Annotated in this window: 9 protein-coding genes; all 9 read left to right on the top strand. The window is 44.0% G+C overall.

Features of this window, described 5'->3' with window-relative positions:
• Positions 1-831: 831 nt before the first annotated feature.
• Positions 832-1,347 (top strand): peptide deformylase, encoded by a 516-nt coding sequence (gene def, locus DC077_RS09975; RefSeq protein ID WP_109202360.1) that lies wholly within the window; start codon positions 832-834, stop codon positions 1,345-1,347.
• A gap of 185 nt (positions 1,348-1,532) precedes the next feature.
• Positions 1,533-2,465 carry a methionyl-tRNA formyltransferase gene (gene fmt, locus DC077_RS09970; protein ID WP_109202359.1) on the top strand — a complete coding sequence of 311 codons (933 nt, stop codon included), beginning with the start codon at positions 1,533-1,535 and terminating at the stop codon, positions 2,463-2,465.
• Positions 2,466-3,800, top strand: coding sequence for a 16S rRNA (cytosine(967)-C(5))-methyltransferase RsmB (gene rsmB / locus DC077_RS09965; protein ID WP_109202358.1), 1,335 nt, complete (start codon positions 2,466-2,468; stop codon positions 3,798-3,800).
• Positions 3,801-3,826: 26 nt separating this feature from the next.
• Positions 3,827-4,531, top strand: coding sequence for a DUF4390 domain-containing protein (locus DC077_RS09960; protein ID WP_109202357.1), 705 nt, complete (start codon positions 3,827-3,829; stop codon positions 4,529-4,531).
• Positions 4,531-6,717 (top strand): sensor histidine kinase, encoded by a 2,187-nt coding sequence (locus tag DC077_RS09955; RefSeq protein WP_239990262.1) that lies wholly within the window; start codon positions 4,531-4,533, stop codon positions 6,715-6,717. Before DC077_RS09960 ends, DC077_RS09955 begins: the two co-directional genes overlap by 1 nt.
• Positions 6,707-8,089 (top strand): argininosuccinate lyase, encoded by a 1,383-nt coding sequence (argH, locus tag DC077_RS09950; protein WP_192874941.1) that lies wholly within the window; start codon positions 6,707-6,709, stop codon positions 8,087-8,089. The genes DC077_RS09955 and argH overlap by 11 nt, the downstream gene beginning before the upstream one ends.
• Positions 8,090-8,190: 101 nt before the next feature.
• Positions 8,191-9,357 (top strand): lytic transglycosylase domain-containing protein, encoded by a 1,167-nt coding sequence (locus DC077_RS09945; protein WP_109202355.1) that lies wholly within the window; start codon positions 8,191-8,193, stop codon positions 9,355-9,357.
• 1,087 nt (positions 9,358-10,444) lie between these two features.
• Positions 10,445-11,530: a transaldolase gene (gene tal, locus DC077_RS09940; protein WP_109202501.1), complete on the top strand. Its 1,086-nt coding sequence runs from the start codon at positions 10,445-10,447 to the stop codon at positions 11,528-11,530.
• Between the two features lie 176 nt (positions 11,531-11,706).
• Entirely contained in the window at positions 11,707-12,597 is an 891-nt protein-coding gene (locus tag DC077_RS09935) for a prephenate dehydrogenase (protein WP_109202500.1), read from the top strand.
• The last annotated feature ends 517 nt before the right edge of the window (positions 12,598-13,114 follow it).

The raw sequence follows: 13,114 nt of genomic DNA, 5'->3' as shown, positions 1-13,114 counted from the left end.
AGAAGAGATCATTCAATTGTGATCGCTCTAGATAGCAAAAGGGGGATGAGTGTCTCTAAGTTGAAGTTATCAAGACCCTGGCTATTAAGTATTAGGGAAGACTCTTGAACTTCTGCCTTAATCCAACGCTATTTATTTTAATTTTTCATTAACTTTTCATAAGTAATTTATATAAGTAATTTACATAAGTCGTTTTATCGTTACTTCTATTGGTTACTTTTATTTTTTTACTTTAAGTTTTTACAACTTTTATCTCAATTTTGATTCTCGCTATTGAAAATAGGAGGCAATCAAATTTGATAATATTTTTTATACCTCTCTAATTAATACCCTATAAATTGTAAAAACCCAAAAAAAGAGCAGAAAACTTTTCCCTTTTTAAGGGACATAACTGCTCGAAATTGGTAGTAAGAAATTGATAAATTAACAATAACAATCTCTTGGCAACTATTTTGCTAGAGCAGAATCCTCTTCTCAAAGATGAGTCTATAAAAGCGACTCTCAATAGAGGCTACAACGGGTCTTAAGTAGGAGATTGAGCCTAATTTCCTGTTATAGCACGGATCATCTTTATTTTGAGAATAAGATGCGCTTCGCTTGATCTAAATGCTTTGAGGTGCTGAAAAAGTAACCATGGCAGCGGGAAAGAGGCGCTCTTTAGGGTGAATTCATCGAAAGGATAGCGTGCGAGTAAATTTTGTGGAAAGCTATCGAGCGCTCCCGATTTAGTGTAAAATGCCCTCTTTTATAACGGCAGAATATTAGAAGAGAGAATCAACAATAGATTCATCACTAAATTCATAGATAGATCCGGAGAGAAGAGAGAGTTTTATGGCAATCTTAGAAGTAATTACAGTTCCCCATCCTACCTTGCGCGAAAAGGCTGCGCCGGTCACGAGCTTTGATGCCACATTAAAGCAGTTGGTAGAGGATATGTTTGAGACGATGTATGAGGAGAAGGGAGTCGGTTTAGCCGCCAATCAGGTCAATGTTTTACAGCGAATTTTTGTTGCTGATTGCTCTGAAGAGCGCAATGATCCCAAAGTTTTTATCAATCCTGAAATTTTAGAAGTTTCGGAAGAGACCGATGCAGCAGAAGAGGGATGTCTCTCCCTTCCAACACTCTATAGCGGTCCTGTGATTCGTCCTGTCGCGGTAAGAGTCCGTGCTCAAGATGTTAACGGAGAGTTCTTTGAGCTTGAGGCTGATGGTCTTTTAGGGCGCTGTATTCAACATGAGTATGATCATCTTGAAGGTGTTCTCTTTATCGATTATCTCTCTCGTTTAAAGCAGCAACGTATCTTGAAGAAGTTAGAGAAAGTCCTCAAAGAGCGTGAGTTAGAGTAGCAGTAGTACTCAATAGTGCTCAACAGCACTCAACAGCACTCAACAATATTTAATAATACTCAATAGCATTCAATATCGATAGCGTCATCGAGATCGATATCGACATCATCAAAAATCAAAATCAAAATCAAAATCAAAATTAAGATCAGAGCGATCAGTCGGGAATCAGTAAAAAGAGGTCAAACATGGGGTTAAGAATTATCTTTGCGGGATCACCGGAATTTTCAGTTCCAACATTAGAGGCGTTGCTCGATTCAGAGCATGAGGTTGTTGCGGTCTATACACAACCTGATCGCCCGCGAGGAAGAGGAAAGAAGGTTCAATTCACCCCGGTAAAAGAGGTTGCAGTTGCTCACAATATCCCTGTTTATCAACCATTGACGCTTCGTGATCCGGAGGCGCAAGCAACATTTGCCGCGCTAAATGCCGATCTGATGGTGGTGGTCGCTTATGGTTTGATTCTTCCTAAAGCGATCTTAGAGATGCCGCAATATGGTTGTCTCAATATTCACGCATCGCTCCTGCCTAGATGGCGTGGCGCCGCACCGATCCATCGTGCGATTGAGGCGGGTGACCAGGAGAGTGGCGTAGCGATTATGCAGATGGATGTCGGTTTAGATACCGGTGCTGTATGGCAAGAGGAGCGAGTTGCAATTACGCCCCATATGACGACCGGAGAGCTACATGATCGTCTTAAGATGGTGGGTGCCTCACTGCTATTAGCAACAATTCCAGAGGTGATTGCCGGCAGTCGTCAGCCAACGCCTCAGCCGGAAGAAGGTATCACTTATGCTGAAAAGATCACTAAAGAGGAAGCGAGAATTGATTGGCAGGAGAGTGGTGCGACAATCGCACGTAAGATCCATGCTTTCAATCCTTTTCCGGGTGCCTTTACTGAGTTAGATGGCGCGTTATTAAAGCTCTATCGAGTTTTAGAGAGCGATCGCAAGCGTGATTCTCTCCCGGGAACTTTCTATGTTGAAGGGGAATCTCTCTATGTGGTTGCCGGTGATGGTCATCTATTAGAAGTATTAGAGCTGCAGATTGCAGGTAAGCGAAGAATGGAGAGCGCACTCTTCATCAAAGGTAATGAAATCGATCAGAAGGTAGCACAATAAATGGCCATTAAAGAAGCGCTATATCCCAAATTAATGAAAGATCCCCGTTTCGTTGCGGTGGAGACACTCTGTTCTGTCTTGCAGGGAGAATCGCTCACTGAGGCGCTTCCTCGATGCAGTGAGCGGCTCAATGAGAATGAACGTCGCTTCGCCCAACATCTTCTCTTTGGCACATTAAGACAATATGATGCCTTAGAAGATCGGCTCTCCCAGCTTCTTTCTAAGCCGATCAAAAATTCAGAGATTGAGGTAAAAGTTGCCCAGATCTTAGCAGCCTATGAATTGACGGAGATGGCAACAGCTGAATATGCCATTCTCAATAATTGGGTTAATTTAATAAAAGCGATGGATAAAGAGTGGGCCGCAGGGTTAACAAATGCCATTTTACGCAATATTCAGCGAGGAAAATTACCGCCGGCTAAGAGTATGGCAGGGCGTAGCAATCTTCCGCAATGGTTTGCTAAACGAATTGAGAATCAATGGGGAAAAGAGGCATTAGAGGAGATCGGTACCTTCTATCAACTCCATCCTGAGATGATTTTACGCGTCAATCGAGCGAAAAATAGCCGAGAAGCGTATCTTGAAAAACTAGCGGCCGCAGGAATTGATGCGGTGGCCCATCAATTTGTTGAGAGCGCGATTGTTTTAGATCAGCCGGTAAGTGTAGAGCAATTGCCAGGCTTTGCTGAGGGTTTAGTAAGTGTTCAAGATGCTTCGGCACAACTTGCAGCTGAGCTTTTAGAGCCGCAAAAAGGGGAGTATCTGCTCGATGCCTGCTCTGCGCCAGGTGGTAAGACAACTGCTCTGCTAGAGATCATGCCAGAGATGGCAGGGTTAGTTGCCCTCGATAGCTCAGCTGAGCGTCTTCTTCGTGTTAAAGAGAATATTGAGCGCGTCATGGGATCGATCCCACAATTTGTGGAGATTGAAGCAATTGCTTGTCAGGATTATGAAAGCGAGCAACGCTTTGATGCCATTCTACTCGATGTTCCTTGCTCGGCTACCGGCATTATGCATCGCCATCCCGATATTAAACGTCTACGTCAAGCCTCTGATATTGAGAAATTACGCGCGCTTCAGAGTGAAATTCTCAATCATGCTTGGACGCTCTTAAAAGAGGGTGGGCGACTTCTCTATGCTACCTGTTCTATCCTTAAAGATGAGAATGAGCAGCAGATTCGTCACTTTCTAAAATCTCATCCTGATGCAAAAGAGCGACCATTGATGCTCCCCTTTGGTGAAGCGCGAGATGTAGGCGTTCAGATTTTACCTCGCTACTTTAAGTCTGAAGAGAGTGTCGATGGTTTCTACTATGCGCTCTTAGAGAAAAAGTAGAGAAGTAGTAGAGAAATTGTAGAGGAATGAAGTTAGGAGAAGTTAAAGCGGTGCAACGGGATATGCAGATCTCACCATTGAATCATCGTTCTCAGCGTTTTCTGATGCTGGGATGGCTGCTGCTATTGCCGCTCTCTCTGCTTCTCTCAATGCCCCTTTTTGCCGCAACCTATGAACGGTCCTCTTCGCTCATGATCGAAAGTATCAAAAATGAGTATTACTATCCTGGGCGAAAGATGGATCGCATTCGAGATCTTGAGCTGCTCAGCAGTGGGCAGCTGCCGGCGGTCGATCTTCTCTTAAAGCTTAAAAGCCATATCGGGATGAGTGAGGAGCAAGAACAGATGCTTCTCAATGGTATTCCGCTGACCTTTGTCTACGATATTCGTATCGAGAAGAAGGGCTTTTTAAGTCAAAATAGTTATCGCAAAGAGGTTCGCTATCTCCTCTTTTATCATGGGCTTTCGAAGCAATTTGTAGTTCGTGATCTAGAGACAAAGAAGCAGCATAGCTATCCGATCTTAAGTTTAGCGCTGCTCTCGATCTCAACACCGGTGGAGATTGTTATTCATATGGAAAATCGCGATGGGCTCATGCTACAGGAGTATGAGGGACGCGCAAAGTTATGGCTCGATATTGAGGCGTTGCCAACGCCCCTTCGTATCCCTGCCTATCTATCCTCAAATTGGTGGTTAAGTTCTGATTGGTTTAAGTGGGAGTTATTGAAGTAATGAGTCTTATCCGTAAACATGCTTTTAGCCTCTTTCTCCTTCTCTCCCTGCTCTTGGTGATTATTTTAGGGGTAATGGTTCGCTCGATTGAGTCTGCCGTTCTCTATTCCCGTTACTATACCTGGATCATTATTGCCGGCGCTATCTGCTTTCTCTCTTTGATGTCGCTTGTGATCTACTTCTTAATTCAGCTCCTACAAGGAGTGCGCAAGAGACGACTCGGCGCTAGACTCAATGCGCGGATGATGATTTTTTTCTCCGGATTATCAGTAGTGCCGATTGTGATTCTCTTTCTCTTCGCCGGCATTATGATCCAAAGAGGGATCGATAGCTGGTTCGATGAATCGCTTGATCAAGGTTTCGATGATGCCTTAACCTTAGCTCAATCGGCCTTAGAGACACGCAGATTAGATGCCCTTGAGATTACCCAATCGATCGGTCAGCGGGTAGCAGATCTCACCTCGCTCGATCTCGCTTATGAATTAGAAAATCTCCGTTTTGATGCCAATGCCCTCGATCTGACGGTCTTTGATCATCGCGGACGGATTTTGGCGACAAGCTCGAGTAATACCACCGTTAACCTTCCGGAGCTTCCCAACGATATTGTCCTAATGAGTGTCTTTAATGATATGGATTATGTCTGGCTCGAGCCGGTGGGAGATGATGAATTACAGGTGCGAGTGATCATTCGGGTTGATTCTGATATTCCTCGGGTGGTGCAAGCCATCTATGAGATTCCGCAGCGTTATACGGAGTTAGGACTCTCCACTCAAGCATCGGTTGAGAGCTATAAGCAGTATAAGACACTTCAAGAATCACTTAAGGGGCAGTTGATTGCGATCTTAACACTTGTTTCACTTCTAGCGATTCTTTTAGCATTGGGTGGCTCCTATTTTGCAACACGACGCTTAGTGAATCCGATTCGTAGGCTTTCGCTTGCCTCTAAAGCTGTTTCTGAAGGGAATTTTGATCGAGAGATTGTGGTGAAATCGAATGATGAGATCGGCTTTTTAACAGAATCATTTAATGAGATGATTATGAAGCTGCGTCAAGCTAATGAAGCAGAGAAAGCCTCTCAGCGCCTGCTAGTGGCGCAGCGCTCCTATCTAGAGGCGGTTTTAGCAAATCTCTCCTCCGGGGTTTTAGTCCTCGATAATGATGGAAATATCCGAACCTTTAATGAAGCCGCACTCTCGATCTTAAAGACCGATCGCCGACTCTTACAGAAGTTGACCCTCTCCCATCTTGAATCGATCGATGAATCTCTCCACTTCTTCTTTATTCCGCTACAAAACTATCTTGAGAAGCGGGAGCGAGGGGAGAATGATCGTCTTGAGGTGATGCGTGTTGAAAAAGGAATTACCCAGATTCTCTCTGTCCGAGTCTCCGAACCTTTAGAGAATCGCAGTCTACCGAGTGGCTATGCCATTGTCTTTGATGATATTACCCAATTGATCAACTCCGAGCGGGAAGCCGCTTGGGGTGAGGTGGCAAGACGTCTTGCTCATGAGATTAAAAATCCTTTAACACCAATTCAGCTCTCCGCTGAGCGCTTAGCCTTTAAGTTACAGGGGAAATTGGAGGTTGATGATCGCTTCCTCCTAGAAAAATCGACCCAAACGATTATTACCCAAGTCAATGCGATGAAGAAGATGGTCAATGCCTTTAGCCAATATGCTAGAGCGCCCAAACTTCACCTGAAAAAGATCGATCTAAATGCCTTAACAGAGGAGGTCACTTTCCTCTATAGTGATTATGTTCGAGGTGTTGAGGTTATTTTACAAAAACCGGCACAAAGCCTCTATGTTAATGGGGATGAAATTCGCTTAAGGCAGCTCTTGCATAATTTAATTAAGAATGCGATAGAAGCGTGTCAGGAGGAGAAGGATCAATTACTCGGCAAGGTCTATGTTGAGATCTCAAAATTAGATGAGACACACCTTAGCCTCACCGTCAGCGATAATGGTAGTGGAATTGATGAATCCTTGATTAATCGAATGTTTGAGCCATATGTCTCAACGAAAGAGAAGGGAACCGGATTAGGTTTATCAGTTGTGAAGAAGATTGTAGAGGAGCATAACGGAAAGATTGCGATCTACTCTGGAAAAGAGCAGATCGGAACACGTGTAGAAGTGATGCTTCCTCTCTATGAAGAGTTAGAAGAAGGAAAAGATAATGTCGAATAAAGTGAATAAACAGTGGGGCGGACGTTTCTCAGAGAGTACTGATGCATTTGTTCAAGCCTTTACAGGATCGGTCGATTTCGATCAAAGGATGTATGCTGAAGATATTGCAGGATCGCTCGCGCATGCAGAGATGCTCTATACGCAAGGGATCTTATCTGAAGAAGATTTCACCCTAATCAAAGATGGGCTTGCAGCCGTTAAAGCAGAGATTGAAGCAGGGGAGTTTCCTTGGTCTATTGAGCTTGAAGATGTTCATATGAATATTGAATCGAGCTTAACAGAGAAGATCGGTATTGCCGGCAAGCGCCTTCATACCGGTAGATCACGTAATGATCAGGTTGCAACGGATATCCGCCTTTGGTTGCGCAAAGAGCTCGATCATATCGATCTTGAGTTAAAACGTCTTCAAGAGGGAATTTTATCGGTAGCAGAGCGTGAATATGACACCATCATGCCGGGCTTTACCCACCTTCAAGTGGCGCAGCCTATCACTTTTGGTCACCACTTGATGGCTTGGTTTGAGATGATTAAAAGAGATCGTGAGCGTTTCCTAGATTGTCGTAAGCGCCTCAATATCTCACCATTAGGAGCAGCGGCTTTAGCGGGTACAACCTATCCGATCGATCGTCATCTTTCGGCAAAGTTATTAGGATTTAGCGCACCTTCTGAAAACTCGCTCGATTCGGTCTCAGATCGTGATTTTGCAATTGAATTTGCCGCAGCGGCATCGATTTTAGCGATGCATCTTTCGCGCTTCTCAGAAGAATTAGTCCTCTGGGCAACGCCAGCATTTGATTTTATCAATCTTCCAGATCGATTCTGTACCGGTTCATCGATCATGCCACAGAAGAAAAACCCCGATGTTCCTGAGCTGGTAAGAGGGAAAACCGGGCGCGTCTATGGCCATCTCTTCTCTCTATTGACCTTAATGAAGAGCCAACCGCTTGCGTACAATAAAGATAATCAGGAAGATAAAGAGCCCCTTTTCGATATTGTAGATACCGTTCTCGGCTCACTTCGTGCCTTTGCTGATATGATTCCGGCGATCTCAAGTAAGAAAGAGAATATGTATGCGCGTACAAAATTGGGCTTCTCAACAGCAACCGATTTAGCAGATTACCTCGTTCGTAAAGGGATGCCTTTTAGAAATGCCCATGAAGTGGTAGGAAATGCCGTTCGTTTAGGAGTTGAGACCTCGCGAGATCTCTCTGAGATGCAGCTTGAAGAGTTACAACAATTCTCTGATCTTATCGATGAAGATGTCTTTGAATATCTCACCTTAGAGGGATCGGTTGCGGCGCGTAACCACTACGGCGGTACGGCACCTAAGCAAGTTTTAGCAGCGATTGAGCGTGCAAAGGCACTCATCTAGTTCTCTACTTTAGATCGCTATCGATGCTAATGGGAGTGCTCATTAGCATCTTTGCTGATCTCTTTCTCAATCCCTTTTCCGCTTTATAGGGTCATTCCAAGATGTTTTTATCCCCATTTTTTAGCCGTTTTAAACGACTCATTTTTCTCTTTGCCATCACCTTTTTTATTGCCAGTTGTGCCGGTGGGCCGAGGATGAAGAATGGTTTTGATGAGCCAAAAGCATTGGAACCGATGGTCAACTTTTGGGTGCATGTCTATGCGCGTTGGGATGATAATCTTGTCGCTTTTCATGATAATCGCTACCTTGATGTGGTCTATGAATTAGCGCCGATCAGAAAAGGGGATCGTATGACGTGGGATACTATCTCAGAGTTGATTCGTGATGATCTTTTAGTGGTAGAAGCTTCTCTCAAGACGCCGGTGAAATTGAGTAAGAATCAGGAGCGAATCAAAAAGATGTTGATCAAGGCAGGTGGAAAAGAGGCGCTCTATGGTGCTTCTGAACGACTGCGAGGTCAGCGTGGGTTAAAGTCAGAGTTTCGCCGAGGATTAGAGCGTAGTGAGCCCTATATTGTCTACTTTAAAAAGCTCTTTAGAGATGCCGGATTGCCGGAGGAGATTGCTTATCTTCCACATGTTGAGTCCTCATTTAATATGGGGGCAAGATCGAAGGTAGGAGCGGCAGGGATGTGGCAATTTATGCCATCGACGGCACGAAGCTTTATGCCGATGCGTGCTAATGTTCTCGATTCCCGTTATGATCCGCGTCATGCGGCGAAGGGGGCTGTAAAATTGATGGCTTATAACTACAATTTAGTTCCCTATTGGCCATTAGCAATTACTGCTTATAATGCTGGTGTTGGTCACTCGATGCGAGCGCAGGAGCGATATGGAAATGATATTGGATTGGTGGTCTTTAACTACAGTGAGGGCGCATTTAAATTTGCCTCTCGAAATTTCTATGCTGAATTTTTAGCAGCGAAAAAGATCGCAGAAGATCCCGGGCATTACTTCCCCGGATTCCGTTATCGCTATCTAAAGAGTAGTATTGAGGGAATTGAGCTTCTAACGCCGATGTTCTTACGTGATTTAGCAAAAGAGACCGGTCTCTCGGAAGCGACTTTAATTGAGCTCAATCCGGCATGGCTTCGTAATATTGAGAATAATCGTGCCGAGATTCCAAGTCACTATGATATTTGGCTTCCAAAAGGGACGATGAAGCGGATGCGTGGAAGATTTTATCAACCGAGCCGAATTCAGCCTTAATACTGTTTCAACAGATAATGGCATCAATGATGCCATCTGCCGGCGCGAGATTGATGAAAAACGCGATAGTAAGATCCGGCAGTGTTCAGCTCTTTTTTCAATATGATTAACCGTTAAGGCAACGATACTTGCCGGCATGCAACTTGTAGAAGGATGCAGGGGGTAATCTCCGGCAATTCATCAGCTTTATTAAAGAACAGTAATATTCCGGCAATCGAATGATTGCCCTCTGCCGGCGCGAGATTTATGGAAATATGAGATAGTAAGGACCGGCAGCGTTCAGTCTATTTTTTTCTGATGAATAATTCTTAAGAGGATTTATTGAGGGGCGGGAGCCCACTATTGCACTCTTTTCACCGCTGTATGCCCGCCTGTTGGCGCTTTCAGCACCGAGAATGATATCTAAAGTAGCGATATTTTCCGGCATGCAAATTGTGAAAGTATGCGATGGTGATCTCCGGCAACTCATTAGCTTTATTAAAGAGCAGTAATATTCCGGCAATCGAATGATGGCCTCTGCCGGCGCGAGATTTATGGAAATATGAGATAGTAAGGACCGGCAGCATTCAGTCTATTTTTTTAATGAATGATTTTTAAGAAGATTTATTGAGGGGCGGGAGTCGACTATTGCACTCTTTTCACCGCTGTATGCCCGCCTGTTGGCGCTTTCAGCACCGAGAATGATATCTAAAGTAGCGATATTTGTCGGCATGCAAATTGTGAAAGTATGCGATGGTGATCTCCGGTAATTCATCAGCTTTATTAAAGAGCAGTAATATTCCGGCAATCGAATGATTGCCCTCTGCCGGCGCGAGATTTATGGAAATATGAGATAGTGAGATCCGGCAGCTCATAGCTTCTGTTTTGATTTGTATAAATAGTAGGAATATAGCTAGGGAAGATAGCTGTTGTTAAATAGTCGTGATTAAATAAGAGGTTCAATAGAACTTTAATAGAACTTCCATGGGAGCTCAATAAGCTGTTTTAAGAGAGATAAATCGCAATAAGTTGAGCAGTTGAGTAACAGATTACAATTTTAGTAGTGAGAAGTTAGTCGTTAAGTAGATAAATAAGGGCATATTCAGTTATGGGAAATATACGTAAAGCAGCGGCTGTAGGCCAAAGTGTATGGTTTGATAATATTGAGCGTAAAATGTTGGGCCACGATGGTGAGCTTGCAAGAATGATCAAAAAAGAGGGCTTATTAGGAGTTACCTCTAATCCTGCAATCTTTGAGAAAGCTATTGCCGGCGGCGAAGCCTATCTCCCTATCATTCAAGATCCTAATAATCATGAACTCTCAGCACGGGAACTCTTCTTTAAATTAGCTATTGAAGATATTCAAGCTGCTTGTGATCTCTTTCTCCCCACATATGAAGAGAGCCGCTACCGTGATGGCTATGTGAGCTTAGAGGTCTCTCCCGATCTTGCTCATGATGCTAACGGTACCATTATTGAAGCAAAAGCCCTTTGGGAAGAGATCGATCGACCTAATTTGATGATTAAGGTGCCGGCCACTAAAGCGGGATTGATCGCCATTGAAGCGCTCATTGCCGAAGGGATCAATGTCAATGTTACCTTAATTTTCTCTGTAAAACGTTATAGTGAAGTTTTAGAAGCCTTCTTTAAAGGGTTGGAAGCACGAGTGAAAGTGGGCTTACCTATTTTACAGATCGCCTCTGTTGCTAGCTTCTTTATCTCTCGTATCGATGCCGTTATCGATCCTCAGGTTGCAACGAAAGCGCCTCATCTTAAAGGCCATATCGCAATCGATAATGCCAAAATGGCTTATCAGCACTTCTTAAGAGAGATGGAGCATGAGCGGGTAAAAGCATTATTAAAAGCTGGCATGCAACCACAGCGACTGCTTTGGGCATCAACTGGCGTGAAAGATCCTAGTTATAGCGAGACAATGTATGTTCATCACCTGATGGGAAAAGAGACGGTTAATACAATGCCACCGAAGACCTACAGCGCATTTTTAGAAGAGAGTATCACGCCTTATCCGCAACTTGAGAGCGATCTTGAGGTGGCAAAAAGTCGTCTTGCTGAGTTAAAAGAGCTCAATATCGATCTTGAGGAAGTGTGTCAATTACTGGAAACTGCAGGTGTTGAACAATTTGTTGTTGCATTTGATTCACTTCTTTCAACCATCGAGAAGAGTCGCCTTTAATAGGCATTATTGCTGAAATCGGCGATTGAAATAATCGTAAGATGTATTATTAAGAAAAATCGGCTAAACTTTAGAGTTTGCGCCTCTATTTTAGGGATTGATACTCTAGCGTTCGATACTTTAATAAGAGGCGTTGGCCGATGATTTTGAAGATGATTTTTGAAAAGTAGGACATCATGAAGATAGAACTCTCTCAACCTTTTTTTAAAGAGCGAATTACCATTATGGGGATTGGCCTTATTGGTGGTTCTCTTGCGCGTGCGCTTAAGCGGAGCAATTCAGTGGGCAAAATTATCGCCTATGATCGCGATGAAGCAGCATTACAGCGTGCTTATGAGCTCGGGGTTGCAGATGAGATCTATACCGATCCAGTTGAAGCGACAAAAGATGCCGACATTATCATTCTTGCAACGCCTATCACGGCGATGGGGAAGATTATGAAGGAGATTACTCCCTATCTTAAAGAGAGTGCGGTGGTAAGTGATGTTGGTTCAACAAAAGGTTCAGTATTAGCGAGTATTGAAGCGGAGTTGGGGTATCTGCCAGAGCGTTTTGTGCCGGCGCATCCGATTGCAGGGACAGAGAAGCATGGGGTTGAAAACTCTTTCGATTCGCTCTTTGATAATCGTCGAACTTTAGTGATTCCACATCTTGAGAATAGTCATGATGCGGTTAGAACGATTCATGATATGTGGAAAGCTGCCGGATCAATGACAGAGGAGATGGGAGTCAAGCATCATGATCAGGTCTTAGCGGCAACTTCCCATATTCCACATCTTTTAGCTTATGCAACAGTTGATACTTTAGCGAATCTTGATGACCGTGCGGAGATCTTCCGTTTTGCTGCCGGTGGATTTAGAGATTTTACCCGTATTTCGGCATCAGATCCTGATCTTTGGGCTGATATCTGTTTGCAAAATCGTGAATCGATTTTAGAGGTGTTAGTGGCCTATCAGAAGAAGATCGATGCATTACGTCATGCATTAGAAGATGAAGATCGCGAGGTCTTGCGGAAGATTTTTGCTAGAGCAAAACATGCACGAGATAACTTCTACAAAGAGCCGTAGTATCTAATCGGTATCATTGATACCAATTGGCGGGCATGCAGTGGCGAAAAGAACGAAATAGTTGGCTCCCGCCACTCAAAAAACCTTCTTAAGAATCATTGATTGAGATAAAAGGCTGAACGCTGCCGGATCTTACCATCGCGTTCTTTCATTAATCTCGCGCCGGCAGAAGACATCATTGATGCCAGTAGGCGGGCATGCAGTGGCGAAAAGAACGAAATAGTTGGCTCCCGCCACTCAAAAAACCTTCTTAAGAATCATTGATTGAGATAAAAAGCTGAGCGCTGCCGGTCCTCACTATCGCGCTCTTTCATCAATTTCGCGTCGGCAGAAGGCATCAGAGATGCCAATTGGCGGGCATGCAGTGGCGAAAAGAATGAAATAGTCGGCTCCCGCCGTTCAAAAAACCTTCTTATTTGTTGAAATAACAGAGGTTGATGAGTTGCCGGAGATTACCCCTGCATTCTTCTACAATTTGCATGCCGGCAAAAATCGTTGCCTTAACGATTAATCATAT

The organism is Ignatzschineria cameli (assembly GCF_003121895.1).
GTDB classification, from domain to species: Bacteria; Pseudomonadota; Gammaproteobacteria; order Cardiobacteriales; family Wohlfahrtiimonadaceae; genus Ignatzschineria; species Ignatzschineria cameli.
The sequence above is the reverse complement of the archived record's forward strand: the minus strand, read 5'-3'. Positions and strand labels throughout refer to the sequence as shown.